The 26579-nt window shown below is 66.0% G+C and carries 20 protein-coding genes and 6 tRNA genes; 17 read left to right on the plus strand and 9 right to left on the minus strand.

Features of this window, described 5'->3' with window-relative positions; translation table 11 throughout:
* Positions 1 to 13: 13 nt before the first annotated feature.
* From QRO93_RS10340 to QRO93_RS10375, 8 genes are all read right to left on the minus strand, one after another.
* Positions 14 to 553, minus strand: a complete 540-nt coding sequence (locus QRO93_RS10340) for a phosphatase PAP2 family protein (RefSeq protein WP_004154533.1) — start codon at positions 551 to 553, stop codon at positions 14 to 16.
* A complete protein-coding gene (locus QRO93_RS10345; protein WP_180878942.1) occupies positions 534 to 1679 on the minus strand; it encodes a glycosyltransferase family 1 protein in 1146 nt (381 codons plus the stop codon). Before QRO93_RS10345 ends, QRO93_RS10340 begins: the two co-directional genes overlap by 20 nt.
* Before the next feature lie 157 nt (positions 1680 to 1836).
* Entirely contained in the window at positions 1837 to 4803 is a 2967-nt protein-coding gene (locus QRO93_RS10350) for a TonB-dependent receptor domain-containing protein (RefSeq protein ID WP_180878944.1), read from the minus strand.
* A 266-nt stretch (positions 4804 to 5069) separates the two neighbouring features.
* A complete protein-coding gene (gene ppx / locus QRO93_RS10355) occupies positions 5070 to 6596 on the minus strand; it encodes an exopolyphosphatase (RefSeq protein WP_180878946.1) in 1527 nt (508 codons plus the stop codon).
* A gap of 277 nt (positions 6597 to 6873) precedes the next feature.
* Positions 6874 to 8961 carry a polyphosphate kinase 1 gene (gene ppk1 / locus QRO93_RS10360; protein WP_053448907.1) on the minus strand — a complete coding sequence of 696 codons (2088 nt, stop codon included), beginning with the start codon at positions 8959 to 8961 and terminating at the stop codon, positions 6874 to 6876.
* 4 nt (positions 8962 to 8965) lie between these two features.
* Positions 8966 to 10297, minus strand: a complete 1332-nt coding sequence (gene phoR, locus QRO93_RS10365) for a phosphate regulon sensor histidine kinase PhoR (protein WP_008267063.1) — start codon at positions 10295 to 10297, stop codon at positions 8966 to 8968.
* A 106-nt stretch (positions 10298 to 10403) separates the two neighbouring features.
* Entirely contained in the window at positions 10404 to 11093 is a 690-nt protein-coding gene (gene phoB / locus QRO93_RS10370; protein ID WP_005408258.1) for a phosphate regulon transcriptional regulator PhoB, read from the minus strand.
* 116 nt (positions 11094 to 11209) lie between these two features.
* The gene (locus tag QRO93_RS10375; RefSeq protein ID WP_180878948.1) at positions 11210 to 12910 is read right to left on the minus strand and encodes a M48 family metalloprotease; all 1701 of its coding nucleotides are present in this window, start codon (positions 12908 to 12910) and stop codon (positions 11210 to 11212) included.
* Positions 12911 to 12998: 88 nt separating this feature from the next.
* Here QRO93_RS10375 and grxC point away from each other — a divergent pair, with 88 nt between their 5' ends.
* The 6 genes from grxC to QRO93_RS10405 all read left to right on the plus strand — a co-directional run bounded on the left by grxC (position 12999) and on the right by QRO93_RS10405 (position 17742).
* On the plus strand, positions 12999 to 13289 hold the full coding sequence (gene grxC / locus QRO93_RS10380) for a glutaredoxin 3 (protein WP_180878950.1): 291 nt from the start codon (positions 12999 to 13001) through the stop codon (positions 13287 to 13289).
* Positions 13286 to 13678: a carboxymuconolactone decarboxylase family protein gene (locus QRO93_RS10385; protein ID WP_180878952.1), complete on the plus strand. Its 393-nt coding sequence runs from the start codon at positions 13286 to 13288 to the stop codon at positions 13676 to 13678. The genes grxC and QRO93_RS10385 overlap by 4 nt, the downstream gene beginning before the upstream one ends.
* A 320-nt stretch (positions 13679 to 13998) precedes the next feature.
* Positions 13999 to 15003, plus strand: coding sequence for an isocitrate dehydrogenase (locus QRO93_RS10390; protein WP_014036138.1), 1005 nt, complete (start codon positions 13999 to 14001; stop codon positions 15001 to 15003).
* 258 nt (positions 15004 to 15261) lie between these two features.
* A complete protein-coding gene (locus QRO93_RS10395) occupies positions 15262 to 16005 on the plus strand; it encodes a cysteine hydrolase family protein (protein ID WP_053448910.1) in 744 nt (247 codons plus the stop codon).
* Positions 16006 to 16058: 53 nt separating this feature from the next.
* Positions 16059 to 16967, plus strand: coding sequence for a LysR family transcriptional regulator (locus QRO93_RS10400; protein WP_180878954.1), 909 nt, complete (start codon positions 16059 to 16061; stop codon positions 16965 to 16967).
* A 25-nt stretch (positions 16968 to 16992) separates the two neighbouring features.
* The gene (locus QRO93_RS10405) at positions 16993 to 17742 is read left to right on the plus strand and encodes a sulfite exporter TauE/SafE family protein (RefSeq protein ID WP_180878956.1); all 750 of its coding nucleotides are present in this window, start codon (positions 16993 to 16995) and stop codon (positions 17740 to 17742) included.
* Positions 17743 to 17801: 59 nt separating this feature from the next.
* On the opposite strand, the gene QRO93_RS10410 is transcribed toward QRO93_RS10405, so the two are convergent.
* The gene (locus QRO93_RS10410; protein WP_053448912.1) at positions 17802 to 18560 is read right to left on the minus strand and encodes a Bax inhibitor-1/YccA family protein; all 759 of its coding nucleotides are present in this window, start codon (positions 18558 to 18560) and stop codon (positions 17802 to 17804) included.
* A gap of 181 nt (positions 18561 to 18741) precedes the next feature.
* Between QRO93_RS10410 and QRO93_RS10415 the strand changes: the two genes are divergently transcribed.
* From QRO93_RS10415 to lon, 11 genes are all read left to right on the plus strand, one after another.
* Positions 18742 to 18818, plus strand: a tRNA-Pro gene (locus tag QRO93_RS10415).
* A gap of 39 nt (positions 18819 to 18857) precedes the next feature.
* A tRNA-Arg gene (locus QRO93_RS10420) sits at positions 18858 to 18934 on the plus strand.
* A 173-nt stretch (positions 18935 to 19107) separates the two neighbouring features.
* A tRNA-His gene (locus QRO93_RS10425) sits at positions 19108 to 19184 on the plus strand.
* A gap of 79 nt (positions 19185 to 19263) precedes the next feature.
* Positions 19264 to 19339, plus strand: a tRNA-Lys gene (locus QRO93_RS10430).
* Between the two features lie 196 nt (positions 19340 to 19535).
* A tRNA-Lys gene (locus QRO93_RS10435) sits at positions 19536 to 19611 on the plus strand.
* Positions 19612 to 19831: 220 nt separating this feature from the next.
* Positions 19832 to 20119 carry a hypothetical protein gene (locus tag QRO93_RS10440; protein ID WP_180878958.1) on the plus strand — a complete coding sequence of 96 codons (288 nt, stop codon included), beginning with the start codon at positions 19832 to 19834 and terminating at the stop codon, positions 20117 to 20119.
* A gap of 110 nt (positions 20120 to 20229) precedes the next feature.
* A tRNA-Leu gene (locus QRO93_RS10445) sits at positions 20230 to 20314 on the plus strand.
* A 189-nt stretch (positions 20315 to 20503) separates the two neighbouring features.
* On the plus strand, positions 20504 to 21799 hold the full coding sequence (gene tig / locus QRO93_RS10450; protein WP_008268226.1) for a trigger factor: 1296 nt from the start codon (positions 20504 to 20506) through the stop codon (positions 21797 to 21799).
* A 76-nt stretch (positions 21800 to 21875) separates the two neighbouring features.
* On the plus strand, positions 21876 to 22502 hold the full coding sequence (gene clpP / locus QRO93_RS10455) for an ATP-dependent Clp endopeptidase proteolytic subunit ClpP (RefSeq protein WP_004146318.1): 627 nt from the start codon (positions 21876 to 21878) through the stop codon (positions 22500 to 22502).
* A 126-nt stretch (positions 22503 to 22628) separates the two neighbouring features.
* On the plus strand, positions 22629 to 23918 hold the full coding sequence (gene clpX, locus QRO93_RS10460; RefSeq protein ID WP_004154600.1) for an ATP-dependent Clp protease ATP-binding subunit ClpX: 1290 nt from the start codon (positions 22629 to 22631) through the stop codon (positions 23916 to 23918).
* A 142-nt stretch (positions 23919 to 24060) separates the two neighbouring features.
* Positions 24061 to 26508: an endopeptidase La gene (gene lon, locus QRO93_RS10465; RefSeq protein ID WP_053512047.1), complete on the plus strand. Its 2448-nt coding sequence runs from the start codon at positions 24061 to 24063 to the stop codon at positions 26506 to 26508.
* The last annotated feature ends 71 nt before the right edge of the window (positions 26509 to 26579 follow it).

Here is a 26579-nt window from a genome sequence, read left to right on the forward strand (position 1 = left end):
TGCCCGGCGGCCGTCACACCGGCAGCGGCAACCAGGCCAGGCTGGCCGAGGCCAGCAGCACCGCGATGCCGGTCGCGGCCAGCACGTCGCTGGGGTAATGCAGGCCGAGCACCACCCGCGACAGCGCAACGCCAGCGGTGAACGGCACCAGCAGCGGCGCCAGCCACGGGTAGTAGGCCAGCGCGACAATGGTGAACGACACCGCGTGCAGGGTGTGGCCGGAGGGGAAGCTGAACTCGTCCAGCGGTGCCACCCAGGCGCGGATGCGCAGGTCGGCCGCGTACGGGCGCGGGCGCCGGGTCCAGCGCTTGAGGCCCTTGTACAGCAGCAGTGCGGCCAGGCCGGTGGCCGCCATGTGCACCGAGGCGCGCAGGCCGTCGAAGCCATCCAGCAGCACCAGCGCGCCCATCAGCACGTACCAGAACACGCCATCGCCGAGCCGGCTGATGACCGAGAACAGGCGACGCACGCGGCGACGCCGGCAGTAGTGGTTGGCGCGCCTGCACAGGCGCGCTTCGCGGTCGGCCAGCAATTCAAGCCGCGTGGTGCGCATGGCCGCTCCTCCGCGAGTGGGCCAGCTCGGCCAGCAGGGCATCGAATTCGGCGACCACCTGCTGTGGATGCAGGCGCTTCATCGCGCGCGCGGCGTTGCTGCCCAGCAGGTGGCGTTGCGCATCATCGGCAGCCAGCCGCACGGCGGCCTCGACGAACTGCTCATCATTGTCCACTGCTGCGCCATTCTCGCCGTTGCGCAGGTACTCGCGCGCGGCGCCATAATCGAAGGCGACGGTGGCTACACCGCTGGCCATGCTTTCCAGAGTCACGTTGCCGAAGGTCTCGCTGCGGCTGGGGAACAGGAACAGGTCACCGCTGGCGAAATGCCGTGCAAGCGCTTCGCCGCGCTGGATGCCGCAGAAGATGAAGTCAGGATTCTCGTGCGCCAGCTTTTCGCGTGCAGGACCATCGCCCACCCACACGAAGCGTGCCTTCGGGCGGATCTGCTGCAGCTTGCGGAACGCCTTTACAGCCAGGCCAAGGTTCTTTTCCGCGGCGATGCGGCCAACGTAGATCGCTACCAGGCCGTTGCCGTCCACGCCCCATTCCTCGCGCAGTGCCGGGTCGCGCCTGCCCGGATCGAACTGCTGGCTGTCGACCGCGCGTGCCAGCAGGCGCACACGCTCGAAACCCTGTTCGCCAAGGAACTGCTGCAGCTCGTGGGTCGGCACCAGGGTGGCATCGGCCTGGTTGTGGAAACGACGCATCCAGCGCATCGCGGCAGCCTGCAGCCAGGCCACGCCGTAGTCGGGCAGGTACTCGTCGAAGCGGGTGTGGAAGCCACTGGCGACCGGGATGCCGAGACGGCGTGCGGTACGCAGTGCGGACCAGCCCAGCGGGCCTTCGGTAGCGACGTAGACGGCGTCTGGACGCTGTTGCTGCCAATGGCGGCCCAGCCGGATCGGCGCCGGCAGGCCGAAGCGCAGGCCGGGGTAGCGGGGCAGCGCGGCGCCGGGAACCAGCAGCGTGCCCGGTGCCGAGTCCAGTGCTTCGCTGGCCTGGCGCGGTCGGACCAGGTCGACTTCATGGCCGGAATCACGCAGTCCCTGCTCCAGGCCCTGCACGGTGAGGGCAACGCCGTTCACTTCCGGCGGATAGGTCTCGGTGACGATGGCATAGCGCATGGCGGGCCTCCGGGTTTCCGGCATGCTCGGCTATGGCGATGTAGTGGACATGACGGCTTTGCGACCGCCAGATGACGCAGGTGCCGGCCACCGTGGGCAAGAAAAAACCACGGCCCCGAGGGGCCGTGGTTCCTGTTGCAGATGACAGCGCGATGGATCAGAAGCGCTGCTGGTACTTCATGTACATGAAGCGTCCGATGTCGTAGCCACCGTAGTAGGAGAACGACGAGTTCGGCTTGCTGTACATCACCGGGGCTTCCTTGCCGAACACATTGTTGGCGCCCACCGACACGGTGGCGTCCCACGGCAGGTTGTAGCGGAACTGCACGTCGTGGAAGGTCACTGCACCGCGCTCGTTGTAGGCGGTCGGCGCCTTCAGCCACGGCGCCAGGAAGGTCGGATCGGAGCACTCGTCCGGATACAGGCTGGCATTGGCGCAACGCTCCTTCACGCCGGAGTAGTAGCGCGCTGTCCAGCTGACGCCGAAGTCGCCCACATCCCAGCCCAGCACCAGGTTCGAGCGCACGCGGAACGCGAGGCTGGTGGCGGTGCCGATGGTGTTGGCAACGCCGTTGATTGGCGTGATCGCATCGCGGACATCGTTGGTGGAGCGATAGACGTTCTTGCTCACATAGGTACTGGTCCAGCCTGCGCTCAGCTTGCCGTAGCTGGTGTCGACGCGGTAGCTGACATCCAGGTCGTAACCTTCGGTCTCGGCGAAGCCGGCGTTGCGGTTGCCGAACTTCAGGCCGGTGACGATGCCGGTGGACGGGTCGCGGCTGAAGCGGCTGCAGCGTGCTTCGATGCCCTGCTCGTAGCAATCCTTCAGGATCTGGTTCGGGCTGTCACCGACGATGGTGTTGTCGATGCGGATCTTCCACCAGTCCAGCGCGACGTTGAAGTTGCTGATGAAGGTCGGGCTCCACACCACGCCCAGCGTCTTGCTGGTGGAGGTTTCCGGAACCAGCAGCGGATTGGAACCGGACACGAACGGCGTCGGGGTTGCATCCTGCGCCGTGGTCACCGGGACATTGCCCTGCTTCAGCTGGCGGAAGTTGGCGGCATCAGCGATATCACGTGCACAGCGGGCGCGGACTTCGGCACTGCTCTTGGACGAGCCGAACTGCGTGTCGCACGGATCGCTGAACTGCGCGAAGGTTTCCGAACCGCCACCGTACAGGTCGTTGATGGTCGGGGCGCGGAAGCCTTCGGCCCAGGTACCACGGACCAGCAGCTGGTCGATCGGCTTCCACTTGAAGCCGAACTTGCTGTTGAGCGTGTTGCCGAAGGTGTTGTACTTGGAGAAGCGGGTGGCGGCATTGAAGCTCAGTTCGCGCGCGCCGGGCAGGTCGGCCAGCACCGGCACGTTGAGCTCCAGGTAGGCTTCCTTCACGTTGTAGCTGCCACCGGTCGGGCCGGCGGCCAGGTTGGTGGTGGCGCCGGTCTGGGCCAGGGCATCGGGGGTGTAGCGCCCGTCTTCCTTGCGGCTTTCCACGCCGAAGGCGAAGCCCAGGTCGCCGGCCGGCAGGGCCATGATGCTGCCGGACAGGTTGGCGAACGCGTTCTTGGTGGTGGTCCGGCCGGTGGTCCGCTCGGCCGGGAACAGCCAGGCCATCAGTTCTTCATTGCCGGTCAGGCCGTTCGGATCGTTCCTGCCGTAGGGCACCAGCGGATTCCACGGCTTGCATCCGTCGATCACCGCACCCGGGCGGCCGCACATCACCTTGCCGGTGGCCGGATCCAGGAACGACGGACCCACGGCGTCGCGCACGCGCTTCTTGTGCAGGTTGCCGGTGGCGGTGGCGGTCAGCTCGTTGCGGTTGTACTGGTAGCCCACATCCCAGTCGAAGTAGCGCTGGCCGATCTCGAAGGTGCCATCCAGCGACACGACCGCGCGGTAGGTCTTCAGTTCGCTGGTGCTTACACGCGGGATTTCCCAGGTGCGGCGGTTCCAGGCCACGTCGGTTGGCTTGGCATAGCCGTGCTGGCTGCCGAACGGATTGAAGTAGCTGTCCTTGGACATCAGGCCGGTGGCGGTCGGGTCACCCGAGATCGACACCGAGCTGGACTGCAGGGGGTAGCCTGCGATCTGGCGCTCGGCCGAACGCTTGTTGTAGCCGAATTCGGTGCGCAGGTTGACCTGGTCGGTGATCTTGAAGCGGCCGTCGAAGTACACCGAATCACGCTTGAGCGGATACATCACGTGCATCTGCTCGTTGGCGTTGCTGACGTCGCCAGTGAACGGCGTCGCGTCGGTCAGATGGTAATTGGCCGGGTTGGTCGGGTCAGCGCCGCGGTTGAGCGAGTAGCCGCAACCCTGGCTGGTGTTGGTGCAGCCCGGGCCACCCTTCAGGCCGGTGAACTGGCCCCACTGGCTCAGCGTGGTCCAGTTGGAGGGATCGTTCGGGTGGCGGTCGCTCACGCCGTACTTGCTGAACCAGCGGTCCTTGGCCCAGACGCTCTTTTCCTCGGAGTGTTCCAGTGCCAGGGTCAGCGACACGCGGTCATTGCTCCAGCCGCCGACCACGTCGAAGCGGTCACGGGCGCCATCGCCTTCGCTGTACTGGCCGTGGTAGACGTTGGCGGTCACGCCGTTGACGTTGGAACGGGTGATGATGTTGATCACGCCGGCCATCGCGTCGGAACCGTAGATGGCCGAAGCGCCATCCTTCAGCACTTCGATGCGCTCCACTGCCGACACCGGCAGCGACGACACGTCCTGGTAGCCGGAGGTGCTGATGCCCAGGCGCTTGCCGTTGACCAGCACCAGCGTGCGCTGTGCGCCCAGGTTGCGCATGTCGATGTAGGTGCCGCCGGTGTTCTCGCCCGCGCTCAGCGCGTTGGCGCGGCTGATGGCCGGGCTGCCCATCGCGGTGACGTTCTGCAGGATGTCGGCCACCGAGCTGAAGCCCTGGCGCTCGATCTCGACGCGGGACAGCGCCAGCACCGGCTGGGAGGTTTCCACATCGACCTGGCGGATGCGCGAACCGGTGATCTCGATGCGATCCAGATTGGTCGGCGAGGCGCTGCCAGCATCCTGGGCGAACGCCGGCACGGCGGCCAGGGCGGTGGTCGTCACCAGGGCGTGGGCAATCGCCTTGCCCAACACGGTACGTGAAGTCATTACGTTCTCTCTCTCTCAAAGACGTACGGAGATGCCCAAGGAAGGCATCCAATGGCCCAGCCGAACTGCGCCGGTGCTCCGATACTAGTCTCGGTAGTTAAGAGGTTGTAAAGAACTTATGTCGAAAGATTTCCTTGCATGTCATCGGTGTGATGAATATGTGAGGAAAAACCAGAACTTGCGACGCAAGTGCCCGTCGCCACCAAGGCCGCGATGTTGCGGCGCAGCGCAAATTGGCGCGTGGGACGGGCGTCGTCCCGGCAGGATCAGGCCACGAACGGACGGAACTGGATGCCCAGCCCGGCGATGCCGTCGGTCTCGCCGATCAGGTCGGCGCGCAGCAACGGGCGGGCATCGATGAATGCCTGCGGCACGATCAGCGACAGCCGGTTGTCGTCGGCGGTCAGTTCCAGCGCTGGCAGCGGGGCGTCCTCGTGCGCGCGGTTGAGCAGCACCGCCAGGCGCAACAGGGCGGCCAGCCGACGTGCGGTCAGCAGCAGGCGCTCGGGCAGGGCATCGAAGGCGGTCTTGGTGATGCTGCGGCGGTGGCTGCGCACGAGCGCGGCCAGCATCTGCTGTTCCTGCCGCGAGAAACCAGCGATGTCCGAGTGTTCCAGCACGTAGCTGCCGTGCACGTGGTAGCCGCTGTGCGCGATCATCAGGCCCAGCTCGTGCAGGCGTGCAGCCCAACCCAGCATGCGGGCATCGTCGGCATCCAGTTTCCAGTTTTCCTGCACCTGCTCCAGCAGTGACAGTGCGGTCTCCTGCACGCGGTCGGCCTGCGTCATGTCGATGCCATAGCGCTGGCTGAGCGCGGCCACCGATTCGTCACGCAGATCGTTCTCGCCGGCACGGCCGACGATGTCATACAGGATGCCTTCGCGCATCGCCGCCTTGCTGACCAGCAGCTTCTGCAGGCCCAGAGCCTGGAAGGCCGCTTCCAGCACCAGGATGCCGCCGGCGATGATCGGACGTCGGTCGCTGGACAGGCCCGGCAACTGGATGTCGTCGATCTTCTTGGCTTTCAGCAGTTCGTCGCGCAGCTGTGGCAGGGCTTCGGCGGTGATCGCGCCCTTGCTCAGCTTCATCGTCGCGCAGATCTCGCTGATCGCCTTGTGCGTGCCCGAAGAACCCAGTGCTTCCTGCCAGCCCAGCGCACGGTACTTGCTGGCGAAGGGCTGGAACTCGCGGCCGATCTCGGCCAGCGCGTCCTTCCAGCGCTTCTTGCTCAGCTTGCCGCCCGGGAAGAATCGGCGGGTGCTGGCGATGCAGCCGGCCTGCAGGCTTTCGCGCTCGAGGGTCTGCATGCCCATGCCGATGATGAATTCGGTGGAGCCGCCGCCGATGTCGATCACCAGCCGGCGCTGGCCGGGCTTGGGCGGTTGTGCATGGGCGACACCGAGGTAGATCAGGCGCGCTTCTTCGCGACCGCTGACCACTTCGATGGCGTGCCCCAAAGCGGTCTCGGCCGGGACCAGGAACGACTGCGGCGAGCGCAGCTGGCGCACGGTGTTGGTGGCCAGTGCGCGCACCCGGTGCGGTGGCACGTTGCGGATGCGCTGGCCGAAGCGGGCCAGGCACTCCAGCGCGCGTTGGCGGGCCGCCGCGGAGAGTCCGCCCTTGCCATCCAGCCCGTCGGCCATCCGCACCGTCTCGCGCAGGCGGTCGATCACCCGCAGCTGGCCGAGCGTGTAGCGCGCGATGACCATGTGGAAACTATTGGAGCCAAGGTCGATGGCGGCCAGCAGGTCGCCATCCTGCAATGCGGGCGGAGTCGTGGTGGTATGCGGCATGGACGAATGTTAGCCGAAGGAGCGGTGTGCTCGTCACCGCGCGGCCTTCACATTTTGGAAGAGGAGAGTGCGGCAGGGCTGCGCCCTGCACCTGCCGAATCAACGGCAACGGCAAAAGCGGGCTATCCGTGGGATGGCGGGGTGGGTCCGGCTGCGGGGGACGGCGCAAGTACGTCCATGTAGCCCCCCCACCCCGCCTTCGACAGATTTCTGCGATCTGCCGGGACGGCGTTCCGCGCGGCTGTTGGTGGGTGTCGACCTGGGTCGACACACCGGGTTACAGCCCCTGCATCAATGCCATCTGCGCAGAATGCGGGGCTTCGTCGTGGGCCGGGGCACGTTTGTGGTAGATGCCCTCGGCGTCCAGTTCCCAGGCATTGAGGTTGTCATCCAGGTAGTTCTGCAGGACCTCGCGGTACACCCGCTTGACCAGTTCCGGATCGAGGATCGGGAAGCAGGTCTCGACCCGGCGCAGCAGGTTGCGCTCAAGCCAGTCGGCGCTGGCGCAGTACATTTCCGGCGCACCATCGTTGCCGAACCAGTAGACGCGGCTGTGCTCGAGGAATCGACCGACGATCGAGCGCACCCGGATGTTGTCCGAGATACCCGGCACGCCCGGGCGCAGGGTGCAGGCGCCACGGATGATCAGGTCGATCTGCACGCCGGCCTGCGAGGCGGCATACAGCGCGCGCACCACCTGCGGTTCGTTCAGTGCGTTCATCTTGGCGATGATCCGCGCCGGACGGCCCGTGGCGGCGATGCGGGTTTCGCGCTCGATGCGGCCGAGGATGCCGGTGTGCAGGGTGAAGGGCGACTGCAGCAGGCGTTTGAGCTTCATCTTCGACGCCAGGCCGGACAGCTGCTGGAACAGCAGGTGCACATCGTTGCCGATGTCCGCATCGGCGGTGATCAGGCTGATGTCGGTGTAAGCACGGGCGGTGCCGCTGTGGTAGTTGCCGGTGCCCAGGTGCACATAGCGGCGCAGCTTGCGGCCCTCGCGGCGAACGATCAGCAGCATCTTGGCGTGGGTCTTGTAGCCGACCACGCCGTACACCACCTGCACGCCGGCTTCCTGCAGGCGATCGGCCAGGCCCAGGTTGGCCTCTTCGTCGAAGCGCGCACGCAGCTCGACCACCACGGTCACATCCTTGCCGTTGCGCGCGGCCTGGATCAATGCGTCGACGATCAGCGAATCCTTGCCGGTGCGGTACAGGGTCTGCTTGATCGCCAGCACGTTCGGATCAACCGCCGCCTGCCGGATCAGGTCCAGCACTGCGGTGAAGGCATCGAAGGGGTGATGCAGCAGCAGGTCATGTCGCGCAACGGTCTCGAAGATGCCATCGCTGTCGCGCAGCGTGCGCGGGGTCATCGGCGGGTACTTCAGGTCCGGCTGTGCGATCAGGTCGTACAGCTGGATGATGCGGTTGAGATTGACCGGGCCGTCGATGCGGTACACCGCGTTCTCGGTCAGGCCGAAATTCTGCAGCAGGGTGCGCACGATGTCGCGCGGCATGTCATGGGCGATCTCCAGGCGCACCGCCGGCCGGTAGCCGCGATCGACCAGCTCGTCACGCAGTGCCAGCGCCAGGTTCTCCACTTCTTCCTCGTCCACCACCAGCTCGGAATTGCGGGTGACGCGGAACTGGTAGGCGCCCAGGACTTCCATGCCCGGGAACAGTTCATCGACGAAGGTCGACAGCACCGAAGACAGGAACACGAAGTTCTGCGGGCCGCCAAGCTTTTCGGGCAGCTGGATGATGCGCGGCAGCGAGCGTGGCGCGCGCACGATGGCCAGGTGGCCGGCGCGGCCGAACGCATCGGTGCCCTTCAGCACCACCACGATGTTCAGCGATTTGTTGAGGATCTTCGGGAACGGATGCACCGGGTCCAGGCCCAGCGGCGACAGTACCGGCATGATCTCGTTGCGGAAGTACGCGCGCAGCCAGCGCTTCTGGCGGTGGTTCCAGGACTGGCGGCCGAGCACGCCGATGCCGGCCTCCGCCAGCGCCGGGCGCAGGGTCTCGTTCCAGCAGCGGTACTGCTGGTCCACCAGCTCGGCGGCGCGGTCATGGATGGCGGTGAGGATGGTCTGCGGGCTCATGCCGTCCGGCGCCGGTGGCAGGCCGAACTCCTGCGCGTGGCGCACGGCGGCGGCGCGGATCTCGAAGAATTCATCAAGGTTGGTGCAGGAGATGCACATGAAGCGCAGGCGCTCCAGCAGCGGTACCTGCGGGTCCATGGCCTGCGCCAGCACGCGGAAGTTGAAATCCAGCTGCGACAGTTCGCGGTTGATGTAGAGCGCCGGATCACGCAGCGGATCATTGTCCGGGCTCACGGGGAGGGGGAGGGATCCGAGGCTGCTCATGGCGTCATTCTTCGATGGAAGTCAGGGGGGCGGACTCGCGCGGGCGCACGTGGTCGGCATCGAAATGGCAGGAGAACACCGAGCCCTTGCCGACCTCGCTTTCAATCTCCAGCCGCGCGTGGTGCAGGCCGAGGATGTGCTTGACGATGGACAGGCCCAGGCCGGTGCCGCCGCTTTCGCGGGAACGGCTGCTGGAGACGCGGTAGAAACGTTCGGTCAGGCGCGGCAGATGCGTGGCCGGGATGCCGTAGCCGGAATCACGCACGGCCAACACCGCGCCATCGCCTTCGCGGCGGAACTCGACGGCGATGCGGCCGCCGGCCGGGGTATAGCGCACCGCATTGGTGACCAGGTTGGAAAACGCGCTGTGCAGTTCCTTGGTCGAGCCCTGCAGGTCCACGCCAGCCAGGTCGTCGATGCTGATCTGGTGGCGGCCCTGGCTGTGTGCTTCGGCTTCGCGGCGCAGGGTGGCCAGCATCGGCTGCATGGCCACGGTCTCGTCCTCGCTGTGCTCCTGCGATTCCAGCCGCGACAGGGTCAGCAGGTCTTCCACCAGCTGGGCCATGCGCTGGCTCTGCTTGCGCATTTCCTCCAGCATCGGCCCGGTGCCGGGGAAATCGTCCGGGTCCATCATGTCCAGGTAGCCGTGGACCACGGTGAGCGGCGTGCGCAGTTCGTGCGAAACGTTGGCCACGAAGTCACGGCGGACCTGTTCCAGGCGCAGCAGCTTGCTGACGTCGCGGGCGATCAGCAGCCAGTAGTCCGACGAATAGGGAATCAGGCGCAGGTTGAGGCGGATCGCCGGATCAACCGGCGAGGGCACGTCCAGGATCGGTTCGGCATTGCGGCCACCGGCCAGCCAGTGGGCAAGCGGCATCGGCTGCAGCCGTTCGACCAGCGCTTCGCCGAGGTCACCGGGATGGTGCAGGCCAAGCAGCGCGGTGGCCGCTTCGTTGAACCACTGCACGCGCTGGCTGTTGCGGTCCAGCACCACCACCGCATCGGGCAGTGCGGCGGCTGCCGCACGGTAGCTGCGCAGCATGTCCAGCAGGCGGCGCTTGCGCACGCGCATTTCCACCTGGTTGCGGTACAGCAGGCGGTCCAGTTCGTTCCAGACGCCGGTGCCTTCGTCGGCGGTGTCCCAGCGCTGGCGCGCGGTCAGGCGGCGCAGCACGCTGCGCAGGCGCCAGTAATGCCAGGCCAGGGTAGCCAGCGCGCCCAGTGCGATGCACAGCCACAGATGGCCCGAGAACCACCCCACCAGTCCGGCGAACAGCAGTACCGCGGCGACGGTGGCCAGGGTCTTCAACCAGGCAGAGCGGATGTGGCGGGGCATTGCGATCTCGTCGTTGAGGTGCGGCGGTTCACTGGGATGAACCGAGGGTTATAGCAGAGTTGCCGGCACCGGCACCCGCGGGTGCGCGGTGCCGGCACGACGAGGCTCAGGTTGCAGTAGAGAAGCGGTAGCCGGCGCCGCGCACGGTCTGCACCATGTTCTCGGCGTTGAACGGTTCCAGCGTCTTGCGCAGGCGGCGGATATGCACGTCGATGGTGCGCTCCTCCACGTACACGCTGCCACCCCAGACATGGTCAAGCAGCTGGGCGCGGGTGTAGACGCGCTCGGGGTGGGTCATGAAGAAGTGCAGCAGGCGGTATTCGGTCGGGCCGATCGGCACCGGCTGGTCGTTGGCGAACACGCGATGGGCGGCGCCATCGATGCGGATCGGGCCGACCGCCACGCTGCCGTCCTCGTCGTCCTCGCGCGCGCGGCGCATCACCGCACGGATGCGGGCCAGCAGTTCGCGCGCCGAGAACGGCTTGACCACGTAGTCGTCGACGCCGGCTTCAAGCCCGCCGACGCGATCGTTCTCTTCGCCGCGGGCGGTCAGCATGATGATCGGCACTTCGCGGGTCAGCGTTTCCTTGCGCCAGCGGCGGGCCAGGTCCAGGCCACTGGTGCCTGGCAGCATCCAGTCCAGCAGGATCAGGTCGGGCACGCGGTCGGCGATCGCGGTCTGCGCCTCGCGGGCATCGCCGGCGTGGACAGGTTCGTAGTCGCCCTTGCGCAGGGCGAAGGCGACCATTTCACGGATCGCGGGCTCGTCATCGACGATCAGGATGCGTTTCTGCACGAGGACACCGTAGGGCTCGGTTACTGGAGTGGTGCCAGTAGACTACGGTTTGATGACATGTTTGTGACTGCCTGGCCGGAACCGGCCTGGATTGCCATCGGTCGGTCATGCGGCGCTCAGCGGCGGTCGAGGTCGGGGTCTTGCACGCCCTGGCGGCGCAGTTCCAGCACGGTGGGGGTGATCGCTTCGATGCGCGCGTCCACCCGTGCCCGGCCGACATAATCCAGCGCCGGGTTGCGCTTGAGCGCCTGCAACTGGATCAGCGACTGCTCCGGACGACCGCTGAGGAAGGCCGCCTCGGCATAGGCCTCGCTGGCGCGCACGCTGTCGCCGGCCAGTTCGCTGGCGCGGGCGTATCGCTGCTGGAAGACCGGATCGTTACCGCTTTGCGACAACAGCGGCCGCAGCATGGCCTGCGCGCGCTGGCCGGCCTCGCGGCTGCCCTGTTCGTTCAGGATCTCGGCATAGGTCAGGGCCACCGGGCGGCTGTTGGGGTGCTCGCGCAGCAGCTGTTCGAAGCGGCTGTTGGCCTGGGCGGCCTGGCCGGCGCGCGATTCGGCCTCGCCCAGCCCCAGCGCCAGCCACAGGTTGTCCGGGCGGGTCTGCAGCAGGGTGGCCAGGGTCTGCCGGGCCTGCCCGGCACCGGCGCGGCCGCCGCGCATGACGGCCAGGGCCTGGCCATAGCGCTGGGCGTCGTTCAGGCCATCCTTCTGGCGCTTGGCCATGTCGGCGTATTCGCGCTCCAGTTCGGCGGTGGAGTCGGCGCTGAGCACCCGCAGGCGCTCGCGTGCCCAGTCGAAGTCGCCGCTGGCACCGCGGCTGAGCTGGCCGATCGGGATGCGCAGCACGCTGCTGGGCAGCAGCGGATTGTTGCCGCGCAGCAGCGGTTCGGCCAGGCTGGGGTCAGCCGGGTCCACCCGCTCCCTGCGTTCGCCGCTGGGGGTGCTGGTGGTCAGCAGCACCGTGTCCTTCTTCATCTGCTCGGCACGGGCCTTGGCTTCGCTGATGCGGGTGATGTTGACCGGGTGGGTGCGCAGGAACTCCGGCACGCTGTAGCCGCCTTCGTTGCCACGCATCGCCGCCGCCATCCGCTCGAAGAAGCCGGCCATGGCGTCCACGTCGTAGCCGCTGCGGGCCAGGGTGCGGATGCCAAGGCGGTCGGCCTCGGATTCGTTGGACCGGGTGTAGTTGATCTGCCGCTGCTGCATCAGGCCCATGCCCGAGCTGATCGCGGCCATGGTCGCGTTGCCGGAGGAGGTGCTGTTGCTGGCCTGTGCGGCCACCACCGCGGCCAGCATGCCCAGCAGGATCGGGATCTGGTCGCGCTGGGCGCGCTCGACCCCACGCAGCACGTGCTGCTGGGTGACGTGGGCGATTTCATGCGACAGCACTGCCGCTACCTCGTCCTCGCGCTCGGCGGTCAATACCAGGCCGGCATTGACCCCGATGTAGCCGCCCAGCGTGGCGAAGGCGTTGATCTGGCGGTCCTTCATCACGAAGAACGTGTACGGCTGCCGCGGCTGGTCGCTGTTGGAGCCAAGCCGGGTACCCATGGTCTGCAGCCAGTCGTTGACCAGCGGATCGTCGAGCAGATAACCGTAGTTGCGCAGCTCGCGCAGCATCATCGCGCCATACTCGGCCTGGCGCGCCGGGGTCAGCAGTTCGCCGGCCGAGGAACCGATGTCGGGCAGCTTCTCCTGGGCCTGGGCCAGCGGCATGGCCAGGGCCAGGGTGATGGCGGTAGTCAGCAGCAGGGCTCGCAAGCAGGAGGTCCTCGGGCAGGGCGCGCCCAGCGTGGCAGGGCAGGGGGCAACCATTCGTTAATCCACAGTGTTGCGGCCGTGGCGTGGAAATTCCAGCGCACCGGTACCATATATGGACCGTCGATCCATCGTGGAGTTTCCCGTGACAGCCCAGACCGCCGGCGGTGCCCCCGCCATCACCATCTATTCCACCGCCGTCTGCCCGTACTGCGTGGCCGCCAAGAACTTCCTGAAGAGCAAGGGCCAGCAGTGGACCGAGGTCCGCATCGACCTGGACCCGGCCGAGCGCGAGAAGATGATGGTGCTGACCCGCCGCACCAGCGTGCCGCAGATCTTCGTCGGCGATGTCCATGTCGGCGGCTACGACGACATGATGGCCCTGCACCGTGAAGGCAAGCTCGAGCCGCTGCTGGCCGGGCAGGGCCAGGCATGAGCGCGGCCGACGACGGCAGCAAGGACCGCATCGCCGAGTTCACCGACTTCCGCAAGCGCATGAACGAGCGCATCCTGGGCGAACCGAACCAGGTGGTGCGCCGCTTCTTCGCGCTGGATACGCAGACCTACCAGGCCGGCGCGCTGGACGTGAAGACCAAGGAACTGCTGGGCCTGGTGGCCTCGATGGTGCTGCGCTGCGACGACTGCATCAGCTACCACGTGGCCCAGTGCAAGGACGCCGGGGTGACCCGCGAAGAGTTCTTCGAGACCTTCTCGGTCGGCCTGGTGGTCGGCGGCTCGATCGTGATCCCGCACCTGCGCCGCGCGGTCGATTTCCTCGACCAGCTCGAAGGCGGCGCCGCCCCCCCGGCAGCGCACGAACACTGAAGGAAGTGCCGGCCCTGGCCGGCATCGCCTGAACCCGACATGGCCGAAGTTGCCGGCCAGCGGCCGGCACTACCGAGAGCGCGCGCGGGGCCTCCCCCGCGATCCAGCAGCCAAGGAGCCCCTTCTTGTTGAAGGGGCGCGCCGACAGGCGGGGGTAGAGGAAGAATGCGCGGGCAATTATGCCTTTGCCGGGGTCAGGACCATGGTCTACTTGGGTAGCCGGGCCCGGCTCAGGCATAATTGCCGGTGAAACTTCCTTTGCGCCGGCGTTTCCGGGCACGTCCGGACGGCGTTTTTCCCCCTGTTCGGAACATCGATCAATGACGCAGAAAATTACGGTCATCCGCGGCGACGGCATTGGCCCGGAAATCATGGACGCCACCCTGTTCGTGCTCGACCAGCTCAAGACTGGCCTGGAGTACGAGGACGCCGACGCCGGCCTGGTGGCCCTGGAAAAGCACGGCGACCTGATGCCGGCGGTGACCCTGGAATCGATCGCGCGCAACAAGGTGGCGCTGAAGAGCCCGCTGACCACCCCGGTCGGTGGTGGCTTCACCTCGATCAACGTCAGCCTGCGCCGCCACTTCGACCTGTACGCCAACGTGCGTCCGGCGCACACCTTCCCGAACACCAAGTCGCGTTTCGACAACGTTGACCTGATCACCGTTCGTGAGAACACCGAAGGTGCGTACCTGGCCGAAGGCCAGGAAGTGTCGGCCGATGGCGAGACCGCCTTCTCCGGCACCCGCATCACCCGCAAGGGCTCCGAGCGCATCGTGCGCTACGCCTTCGAGCTGGCCAAGAGCACCGGCCGCAAGAAGGTCACCGCCGTGCACAAGGCCAACATCATCAAGTCGACCTCGGGCCTGTTCCTGAACGTCGCCCGCGAAGTGGCCGCGCAGTACCCGGAGATCGAGTTCCAGGAAATGATCGTCGACAACTGCTGCATGCAGCTGGTGATGCGTCCGGAACAGTTCGACGTGATCGTCACCACCAACCTGTTCGGCGACATCATCTCCGACCTGTGCGCGGGCCTGGTCGGCGGCCTGGGCCTGGCCCCGGGTGCCAACATCGGCAAGGACGCGGCGATCTTCGAAGCCGTGCACGGTACTGCACCGGACATCGCCGGCCAGGGCAAGGCCAATCCGTGCGCGCTGCTGCTGGCAGCCGCGCAGATGCTGGACCACGTCGGCCAGCCGGAAAATGCCGAGCGCCTGCGCAAGGCGATCGTGGCCACCATGGAAGCCAAGGACTCGCTGACCGGCGACCTGGGTGGCACCGGTACCACCATGAGCTTCGCCCAGGCCATCGCCAGCCGCCTGTAAGCGGTCGGCCAGCCTCGGTTGGACCCACAGCGGGGCGCCTTCGGGCGCCCCGTTGCGTTTCTGCGCTTCTGTAGCATCGAGCCATGCCGACGGCTTTTGCTTTCTTATGGGGCTCACGCGAAGAGCAGTCGAGCATGGCTCGACACTACACTATCGGTCTGTGCGCTATCTGCACAGATCGTGTGCTGCTTCACTGCTGGTTCGTGCGCCATCCGCTCCGCATCCTGTGCCCACTTTCCACCGCACAGGAGTCGTCCGATGAACCTCACCGCCTTTGGCCTGGCCAGCCTGATCGGCATGGCCGCCACCGCCCCGGTCGTCGCCGCCGAGCCGGCCCATCCCACCATCCGCCACATGGCTGGCGCCCCGGTCGCCGCTTCGCTGGATGCGGCCAAGACCGCCGTGCTGGTGATCGATTTCCAGAACGAGTACTTCGATGCCAAGGCCGCGCCTGGCTTTGCCGGTGGCCGCATGGTCATCCCCGATGGCGTGGCCGCGCTGCGCCAGACCCGCCGCCTGATCGACTTCGCCGATGCCAATGGCATCCGCGTCATCCACGTGCAGCATGTGCTGCCAGCAGGTGCGCCGCTGTTCGCGCAGGGCAGTGCCAATGCCGCCTTCCATCGCGACATGCAGCCGCGGGCCGGCGAGACCGTGGTGCAGAAGGACAACGTCAGCGTGTTCGCTGGCGGCTCTGCGGCAGTGATCGACACCGTGCTGAAGCAGGCGGGCATCGACACCCTGATCGTCACCGGCCTGCAGACCCATGCCTGCGTGGCCGGCGCCGCCCGCGATGCCGCCGCGGCACCGCGTGGCTACCGGGTGATCGTGTCGTCCGATGCAACGGCCAGCCGCGACCTGGACCTGGCCGGTGGCCAGCACATCGGCCATCGCGCGCTGCACGAGGCCGCGCTGGCCCAGATCGAGGACACATTCGGCGATGTCATGACCACTGACGCGATCCTGGCGCTGCCGGTGCGCAAGGCCGGCGGCGGCGCTTGATAAGCTGGCAGGGCCCGCACATCGCGGGTCCTGCCAACCGGAGCCGCCCGCTGATGGATCAATTCGCCGCCCTGCGCGCGCTGCGTGCCATCGTCGATGCGGGCAGCTTCACCGCTGCCGCCGAGCGATTGGGGACGACCCATTCGGCCATGTCGCGGCAACTGCGGCAGCTGGAAGAACACCTGCAGGTACGCCTGCTGGACCGCAACAGCCGCCGGCTGTCACTGACCGAAGCCGGACGTGGCTACTACCGCCAGGCGGCATCATTGCTCGATCGCCTGCAGGAAGCGGATGACCAGGCACGTGCCGGACAGGCTCAACCCAGTGGCACCGTACGCATCAGCGTGCCGCAGGTGGTGGCCAGCCAGGAGCTGCCGCATTGGCTGCCGACGTTCCTGCAGCGCTACCCGCAGGTGGCGCTGGATCTTTCCGCCGATGATCAGCTGGTCGATGTGGTGGGCGGTGGTTTCGATCTTGCGCTGCGCATCGCGCCATCATTGCCGGACAGCCAGCTGGTTGCACGCGAGCTGGCCAGCTGCCCGCGCATCCTGGTGGCCGCGCCTGGCTACCTGGCGCGCCACGGACTGCCCCGGCAGGCGTCGGATCTCTCGCAGCACCTGCGGCTGGGTTTCAGTCCCACGCCGTCGATGCCGCCCTGGCAACTGCACGGGCCACGCGGTGCGACCGTGACCATCGACGCCGGGCAACGCCTGCGCGTGGACGCCACACCGGCGCTGTATGCGGCGACGCTGGCCGGAATGGGCGTCAGTCTGTTCACTGCGCTGACCGTGCAGGAGGACCTGCGCGCCGGTCGTTTGATCCGGGTGCTGCCGGCCTGGCACGCCGGACAGCGCCGCTACTTCGCGCTGTATCCGCATGCGCGTGCACTGGCGCCGAAGGTGCGTGCGCTGGTCGAGCATCTCGCAGCGCACTACGCTGCGCAGAGTGGCGCGGCTGGGTAGCCATGCAACCGCAACCGAGGTGGTGATGGAGTCGGTCTATCTGCTGGTCGCGCTCGGCGCGATCGTCGCCGGATTCGTGCAGGGCCTGTCGGGTTTCGCGTTCGGCATGGTGGCGATGTCGTTCTGGGCGTGGGGGCTGGAGCCGCGACTGGCGGCGACGCTGTCGGTATTCGGCGCGCTGGTCGGCCAGCTGGTCGCGGTGTTCACCGTGCGCCGCGGATTCAACCTGCGTCTGCTGCTGCCATTCGTGCTGGGTGGTCTGGCGGGCATCCCGCTGGGCGTGATGGTGCTGCCGCAGCTGGACATGGAGTGGTTCAAGGCGCTGCTGGGGGGCTTCCTCGCGCTGTGGTGCCCGGTGATGCTGATGGCGCGGTCGTTGCCGCCGATCCGCGCGGGCGGCCGCCTGGGTGACGCGATCGCCGGCATGGCCGGTGGTGTGCTCAGCGGCATCGGTGGATTCGCCGGGCCCGTGCCGACGTTGTGGAGCACGCTGCGTGGTTTCGGCAAGGATGAGCAGCGCGCGGTCATCCAGAACTTCAACCTCGCGATGCTGGCGGTGACCATGGCCACCTATGTGGGCAGTGGCCTGGTGAACCGGCAGATGCTGCCGTATTTCGCCATCGTGGCGCCGGCCATGCTGCTGCCGGCCCTGCTCGGCGCGCGGGTCTACATCGGCATCAGCGAGGCGCGCTTCCGCCAGCTCGTGCTGAGCCTGCTGACCGCGTCGGGCATCGCGCTGCTGGCCTCGTCGCTTCCGGCGCTGCTGGCGCGCTGATGCGTCAAAGAAAAAGGACGCCACCCGGGCGCCCTTTGTCGTTTACGGCATGGCGTGGCTCAGCGCTGCTGGATCTTCGACAGCAGGCGCAGGAATTCGATGTACAGCCAGACCAGGGTCACCATCAGGCCAAATGCGCCATACCACTCCATGTACTTCGGCGCGCGCTGGGCCACGCCCGTCTCGATGAAGTCGAAGTCCAGCACCAGGTTCAGTGCCGCCACCACCACCACGAACAGGCTGAAGGCGATGCCCAGCCAGCTGGAGTCGTGGATCACCGGGACGTTGATGTTGAAGAAGCCCAGTACGAACGAGGCCAGGTAGAGCAGGGCGATGCCGCCGGTGGCAGCCACCACGCCCATCTTGAAGTTCTCGGTGGCCTTGATCACGCCGCTGCGGTACGCGAACAGCAGCGCGGCCAGCGTGCCGAAGGTCAGCAGCACGGCCTGGAACACGATGCCCGGGTACTTCATGTTGAACAGCGCCGAGACGGCGCCCAGGAACAGGCCCTCGACCAGCGCGTACATCGGTGCGGTGACCGGCGACCATTCCTTCTTGAAGATGGTGATCAGCGCCAGCACCAGCCCGCCGATCGCGCCGCCCATGGCATACAGCTTGGCTGCGCCCATGACCTCGCCGTACTCGTTGACGGACTGGTTCCAGGCAAAGGCTGCGGTCAGCACGGCCAGCAGCAGCAGGATGCCGGTCTTGTTGGCGGTGCCGTTGAGGGTCATCACCTGGCCGGGGCTGGTCACCACCGAGCCGCTGGCGAGGTCGAGGAAGGTCGACTCGGAAAGAGCCGGGTTGCCGCTGCGCATGCGTGTTCTCCGTGCGAATGAGGGTCGGGACGGCCATCCGGCCGATGTCCGCGAGCATAGCCGATGGACATGCAGGGCGCCGTGGCGGGTTCAATGATCGGTCGCGCCTGCGTTGACAGTTCGCGATGCGCTTGGCGACAATGAACGACTCCCCGGGCCTGGCCCGAGGGGATTGCAAGACCGGGGTATAGCGCAGTCTGGTAGCGCGCCTGCTTTGGGAGCAGGATGTCGGGGGTTCGAATCCCTCTACCCCGACCAATCCCACGCCACGTCGGATTGGACATCGTTCCGGTTCGGGCGCCCGTAGCTCAACTGGATAGAGCACCGGCCTTCTAAGCCGGCGGTTACAGGTTCGATTCCTGTCGGGCGCGCCATTGGCGAGGCACCGGGGTCGTATCGGCAGATGTGAAGAAGTGCTTGCAAAAGCCCACAGACTCCACCAGAATATCGGACTCGCTTCGGCGGACCGGAACTTCGGTGACAGTCTCCAGGCAAAGGTTTGAGTTCCAGCGTCAGTGGTATCGGCGAGGGAGCAAAAGTTTCAGTGGTGGCTGTAGCTCAGTTGGTTAGAGTACCGGATTGTGATTCCGGTGGTCGGGGGTTCGAATCCCCTCAGCCACCCCACTGATTCAACCGCATCGGCGCAGCCGAAACGGTATTGCAATAAACAGAAAGCACGCTACAATGTGCATCTGAGTTTCACGGGCCGTTAGCTCAGTTGGTAGAGCAGTTGACTCTTAATCAATAGGTCCAAGGTTCGAATCCTTGACGGCCCACCAAGACGGAAGCCACCTGGTACGCCAGGTGGCTTTTTTCTTATTAGTGTGACTCCTTCGTTGCGATGGATCACGCCCTGCGGAGTCCGGCCTGGTGCCGTTCTGCAGAGGCAGCTGGATGTGGTGCTGGTTTCAACGATGTTGAAAAAAGCGCTTGCAGCCACCGAGCGGATCGGGTCATAATTCGCGCCCCGATTTCGGGCTGTTAGCTCAGTTGGTAGAGCAGTTGACTCTTAATCAATAGGTCCAAGGTTCGAATCCTTGACAGCCCACCAGACGAAAGCCACTTGGTTCGCCAAGTGGCTTTTTTCTTGTCCGTACGCCGGGTTGCGCTTCACCCACGCATGGCGTGGATCTGCTGAAGCGGTGCTGAAATCAGTGGCATATGCGTCATCAGTGTTTTCAATGCTGTGCGCTGCTTCTCACCGCATCGCGTTCTCCATCGAACCCAATGGATCTTCCGCGCCGATGGCGCATGCACGAAGGAAGATGTTGATGGCCGATATCAATCGACTGCGCACGATGGCGAGGGTTCCCGTCGCGCTGGTGGCACTGGTGGCACTGGTGGCCTGCGCGCCCGGCAGTGATCCGGCGCAGACCGTCGAGCGCGATGCCAACGTGGAGGCTGTTCCGGCACGGCCGGTATCGCCGGAGGGTGGCGCCGCCCCTGATGTGGTGGAGCTGCGCCGTGCTGACGAGGGGGGCGTGGAGGTCCGCGAAGCGGATCCAGCAGCCGGGCAGGGCGCTGCAACGGCGCCCGCCCGAACCGAACCGCCGCACTGAACCAGCGCCGTCCCGGAGGGCCGTTGCTCGCCGGGACGGCCATGTTCAGTTTTGTGCAGGACTTCCGCTTCCCGCCCCTGCCTGCGACAATGAACGCCTGTGCCGGCCACGCGAAAGTGGCGGAATTGGTAGACGCCCTGGATTTAGGTTCCAGTGCCGCAAGGCGTGGGGGTTCGAGTCCCCCCTTTCGCACCAGTGCCGGCCTGTCCCCGCCCTGATCGGGCCCTCTGCGCCCCTTGACCCGGCACGCGCTGGCAGTGCAGGCCGAATTGGGCGAAACTAAAGGGCTGCGGCAAGCAGGCGCGTCCCAGACGCCGTGTCCTTACAACCGTTTCATCCCAATCATCGAGCCGGGGGCCTGGGCCACCGGTGGCAGGAGTCAACATGCAAGCTTCGATCGAATCCACCGGCAACCTGGAACGCCGCCTGAGCTTCTCGCTGCCGGAAGACCGTCTGCAGAGCCACATCGTCGGCCGCCTGGGCGAAATCGCCCGCACCACCCGCATCAAGGGTTTCCGTCCGGGCAAGGTGCCGGCCAAGGTGATCGAGCAGCGCTTCGGCGCGCAGGTCCGTGGCGAAGCGCTGGACGGCCTGCTGCGCGAAACCTTCGATGCCGCCGTGCGTGAGCACGACCTGCGCATCGTCGGCAGCCCGCGCATCGACAAGGGCGACGAGGGTGAGTTCTCGTTCGTGGCCACCGTGGAAGTGGTGCCGGACTTCGGCGACATCGACGTCAGCAAGCTGACCGTGGTGCGCCACAGCGCCGAAATCACCGACGCCGACATCGACCAGATGATCGAGAACCTGCAGAACCAGCGTCGTACCTGGGCCCCGGTCAGCCGTGGCGCGCAGGACGGCGACCTGGTCGCCGTGGAAACCTGGTCGCAGGCCGGCGAAGAGCGCCTGCCGGCCGAGGGCACCGAGAAGGGTTCGATCGTGCTCGGCCAGGGCATGATGTTCGACACCATCGAGAAGGGCCTGGTCGGCCTGGCCAAGGGTGAAGAGAAGACCCTGGACGTCGAGTTCCCGGCTGACTGGCGCGTGCCGGTACTGGCCGGCAAGACCGTGCAGGTCACCGTCAAGGTTGCCGAGGTGTCCGAGCCGGTCGTGCCGGCGGTCGACGAAGCCTTCATCAAGAGCTTTGGCGTGAAGGGCGGCGACGTCGAGCAGTTCCGCAGCGACATCCGTGCCAACCTGGAGCGCGAGCTGAAGGGCGCCCTGATGAACCGCCTGCGTCGTGAAGTGGGCGAGCAGCTGATCGCCGCCTACGCTTCGGTGGAAATGCCGCCGCGCCTGGTCGAGAACGAAGCCCGCGCCATGCTGGCCCAGCAGGTGGAGCAGATCCGCCGCAACGGCCAGAACGTCGGTGAGATCCCGGCCGATGCCCATGAAGGCTTCAAGGACGCTGCCGCCAAGCGCGTGCTGGTCGGCCTGCTGGTCGGTGAAGTGGCCCGTACCAACGACCTGCGCCTGGAAGCCAAGCGCCTGAACGAAACGATGCGCCTGATCGCTTCGACCTACGAAGAGCCGGAGCAGGTCATTGAGATGTACCGCAACGACCCCCAGCTGATGTCTGGCCTGCAGAACCGCGTGATGGAAGAGCAGGTGATCGACTGGATCGCCGAGCGTGCCCAGCACACCGAAGAAAAACTGTCGTTCCAGGACGCGATCCGCCAGTAAGCCCGGGCGGATCACCGAATGCCCCGCGCCTTTGCCGGCGCGGGGTTGTTTCCCCCCAAGATAGGTACCTCACGTAATGGACAACCGAACCAAAGCCCTGAACCTGGTTCCGATGGTGGTCGAGCAGACCAGCCGCGGCGAGCGTGCCTACGACATCTATTCGCGCCTGTTGAAGGAGCGCCTGATCTTCCTCGTGGGCCCGATCGACGATCACATGGCCAACGTGGTGGTGGCGCAGTTGCTGTTCCTGGAATCGGAAAACCCGGAAAAGGACATCAACATCTACATCAACTCGCCGGGTGGCGTGGTCACCGCCGGCATGGCGATCTACGACACCATGCAGTACATCAAGCCGAATGTGAGCACCACCTGCATCGGCCAGGCGGCCTCGATGGGCGCCCTGCTGCTGGCCGCCGGTGAAGCCGGCAAGCGCTACGCGCTGCCGAATTCGCGCGTGATGATCCACCAGCCGCTGGGCGGCTACCAGGGCCAGGCCACCGACATCGACATCCACGCGCGTGAGATCCTGACCCTGCGTTCGCGCCTGAACGAGGTGCTGGCCAAGCACACCGGCCAGTCGCTGGAGACGATCGCCCGTGACACCGAGCGCGACAACTTCAAGAGCGCTTTCGAAGCGCAGGCCTACGGTCTGGTCGACCAGGTCCTGGAGCGTCGTCCGGATGAGTCGATCCAGGCCGGTTGACCGGCCTTCACGGGGCCCGGCAGGCCCCGTTCCTGCAGGGTCGGGCGGGACTGGTGTCCCCTCGGCCCTGTGCTATTCTCGAATCGAACCCCCGTTCAGCGGGTGGGGTAACTGGGTAAGCGAAGCATGAGCGAAGACCGCCAAGGTCGTTCCACGGACACCGGCAAGATCCTCTACTGCTCTTTCTGCGGCAAGAGCCAGCATGAAGTGCGCAAGCTGATTGCGGGTCCGAGCGTATTCATCTGCGATGAGTGCGTGGAGCTGTGCAACGACATCATCCGTGAGGAACTCGAGGAAAAGGCGCAGTCGGCGCGCAGTTCGCTGCCCAAGCCGCGCGAGATCCTCGAGGTTCTCGACCAGTACGTGATCGGCCAGAACCGTGCCAAGCGCACCCTGGCCGTGGCCGTGTACAACCACTACAAGCGCATCGAGAGCCGGCAGAAGAACGACGACGTCGAACTGGCGAAGTCGAACATCCTGCTGGTCGGCCCGACCGGTTCGGGCAAGACGCTGCTGGCCGAGACCCTGGCCCGCCTGCTCAACGTGCCGTTCACCATGGCCGACGCCACCACGCTGACCGAAGCCGGTTACGTGGGCGAGGACGTGGAGAACATCATCCAGAAGCTGCTGCAGAAGTGCGACTACGACGTCGAGAAGGCGCAGCAGGGCATCGTCTACATCGATGAGATCGACAAGATCTCGCGCAAGAGCGAGAACCCGTCGATCACCCGCGATGTGTCCGGCGAAGGCGTGCAGCAGGCCCTGCTGAAGCTGATCGAAGGCACCGTGGCCAGCGTTCCGCCGCAGGGCGGCCGCAAGCATCCGCAGCAGGAATTCCTGCAGGTGGACACCAAGAACATCCTGTTCATCTGCGGCGGCGCGTTCGCCGGGCTGGACAAGGTGATCCAGGCCCGCTCCACCGACGTCGGCAGCATCGGTTTCGGCGCCAAGGTCAAGAGCAGCGAGCGCAAGCAGGAAGTGGGCAAGGTGCTGGCCGAGGTCGAGCCGGAAGACCTGATCAAGTTCGGCCTGATTCCCGAGTTCGTCGGCCGCCTGCCGGTGGTGGCGACCCTGGAAGAGCTGGACGAGCCGGCCCTGATCAAGATCCTGACCGAGCCGAAGAACGCCATCACCAAGCAGTTCAAGAAGCTGTTCGAGATGGAGAACGTCGAGCTGGAGTTCCGTCCGGACGCGTTGTCGGCCATCGCCAGGAAGGCGCTCAAGCGCAAGACCGGCGCCCGTGGCCTGCGCACCATCGTCGAATCGGTCCTGCTGGACACCATGTACGACCTGCCGTCGCAGGAAAACGTCAGCAAGGTGGTGGTGGACGAGTCGGTGATCGAGCACAAGTCCGAGCCGTACCTGATCTACCAGACCCCCGCGGCCCCTGAACAGAAGGCCGCAGGCGCCGAGTGATCCTTCCAGGTTGTTGATTGGAAAGGATTTTCAAGGAATGCCTTGCATCTGAAAGCCGATGGCCCCATAACGGGACCATCGGCTTTTTTTGTCTCCGGAAGATGCCCTCCCGGAGGCGGTTTTCCCCTTCCCTGGAGCCCCCATGGCCCGTTCCCCAAGTGAAACCCTCGACCTGCCGGTCCTGCCGCTGCGCGACGTAGTGGTGTTCCCGCACATGGTCATCCCGCTGTTCGTCGGCCGTGACAAGTCCATGCACGCGCTTGAACAGGCAATGGAATCGGACAAGCGCATCCTGCTGCTGGCGCAGAAGTCGGCCGAGACCGACGACCCGCATGCGGCCGACCTCTACCAGGTCGGCACGCTGGCGCAGGTGCTGCAGCTGCTGAAGCTGCCCGACGGCACCATCAAGGTGCTGGTCGAAGGCCTGTCGCGCGTGCAGGTGACCCACGTCGACGAGCGCAACGGCTCGCTGCACGGCCAGGCCGTGGAGATCGATGCCACCGACGAGCGCGAAGCCCGCGAGGTCGAGGCGATCGCCCGCTCGCTGATGTCGCTGTTCGAGCAGTACGTGAAGACCAACCGCAAGCTACCGCCGGAACTGCTGCAGACGCTGTCGGGCATCGATGAGCCGGCGCGCCTGGCCGACACCATCGCCGCGCACATCAGCGTGCGCCTGGCCGACAAGCAGCGCCTGCTGGAAACGCTGGCCGTGGGTGATCGCCTGGAGATGCTGGTCGGCCTGGTCGATGGCGAGATCGACGTGCAGCAGATGGAGAAGCGCATCCGCGGCCGTGTGAAGTCGCAGATGGAGAAGAGCCAGCGCGAGTACTACCTCAACGAACAGATGAAGGCCATCCAGAAGGAACTGGGTGACCTGGACGACGCGCCGGGCGAGCTGGAAGAGCTGGCCCGCAAGATCGCCGAAGCCGGCATGCCGAAGGCCGTTGAAGCCAAGGCGCGCAACGAACTGAACAAGCTCAAGCAGATGTCGCCGATGTCGGCCGAAGCGGCGGTCGTGCGCAACTACCTGGAGTGGCTGCTGGGCGTGCCGTGGAAGAAGCGCAGCAAGGTGCGCAAGGACCTGAAGGCCGCGCAGGACACCCTCGACGCCGATCACTACGGCCTGGAGAAGGTCAAGGAACGCATCCTTGAGTACCTGGCGGTGCAGTCGCGCGTGAAGCAGATGAAGGGCCCGATCCTGTGCCTGGTCGGGCCGCCGGGCGTGGGCAAGACCTCGCTGGGCCAGTCCATCGCCAAGGCCACCAACCGCAAGTTCGTGCGCATGTCGCTGGGCGGCGTCCGCGACGAAGCCGAGATCCGTGGCCATCGCCGTACCTATGTGGGTTCGATGCCGGGCCGCATCGTGCAGAACCTCAACAAGGTCGGCAGCAAGAACCCGCTGTTCGTGCTCGACGAGATCGACAAGATGTCGATGGATTTCCGCGGCGACCCGTCTTCGGCGCTGCTGGAAGTGCTCGACCCGGAGCAGAACAACGCGTTCAACGACCACTACCTGGAAGTGGACCTGGACCTGTCCGAAGTGATGTTCGTGGCCACCTCGAACTCGCTGAACATCCCGGGCCCGCTGCTGGACCGCATGGAAGTGATCCGCATCCCCGGCTATACCGAGGATGAGAAGCTCAACATCGCCACCCGCTACCTGGTGCCTAAGCAGATCAAGGCCAACGGCCTGCAGCCGGAAGAACTGGAGATCGGCAGCGATGCCATCCAAGACATCGTGCGCTACTACACGCGCGAATCGGGCGTGCGCAACCTGGAACGCGAGATCGCCAAGATCTGCCGCAAGGTGGTGAAGGAGATCGCGCTGGCCGGCCCGCAGCCGGTGAAGGCAAAGAAGGGTGCCAAGAAGAAGGCGCTGGTGAGCGTATCCAGCAAGAACCTGGACAAGTACCTGGGCGTGCGTCGCTTCGACTTCGGCCGTGCCGAGGAAGAGAACGAGATCGGCCTGGTCACCGGCCTGGCCTGGACCGAAGTCGGTGGCGATCTGCTGCAGATCGAATCGACGCTGGTGCCGGGCAAGGGCCAGCTGATCCTGACCGGCCAGCTCGGCAACGTGATGAAGGAATCGGCGTCGGCGGCGTTGTCGGTGGTGCGCTCGCGCGCGGTCGGCTTCGGCATCGACAGCGACTTCCTGCAGAAGCACGACGTGCACCTGCACGTGCCGGACGGTGCCACGCCGAAGGACGGCCCCAGTGCCGGTGCGGCGATGGTCACCTCGCTGGTGTCGATGCTGACCAAGGTGCCGGTGCGTGCCGACGTGGCGATGACCGGCGAGATCACCCTGCGCGGTCGCGTCACCGCCATTGGTGGCCTGAAGGAGAAGCTGCTGGCTGCGCTGCGCGGCGGCATCCGCACGGTCATCATTCCGGAAGAGAACCGCAAGGACCTTGCTGACATCCCGGCCAACGTCACCCGCGATCTGAAGATCGTGCCGGTGAAGTACATCGAAGAAGTGCTGGACCTGGCACTGGAGCGTCCGTTGGCACCGAAGAAGGCGCGCAAGAGTGCGCAACGTGTCACGGTGCGGAGCAAGGCCAAACCGAGTGGAAACGCGCGCGTCAAGCATTGACGCGCGCTGTCCAATGGCCCGAAACCCGCGTCGTTACTGGCTTTCCAGCTTGCGTGGGGGTAGGGCCGCTG

The sequence above is a fragment of the Stenotrophomonas maltophilia group sp. Smal17 genome (assembly GCF_030237045.1).
Classification (GTDB): Bacteria; Pseudomonadota; Gammaproteobacteria; order Xanthomonadales; family Xanthomonadaceae; genus Stenotrophomonas; species Stenotrophomonas forensis.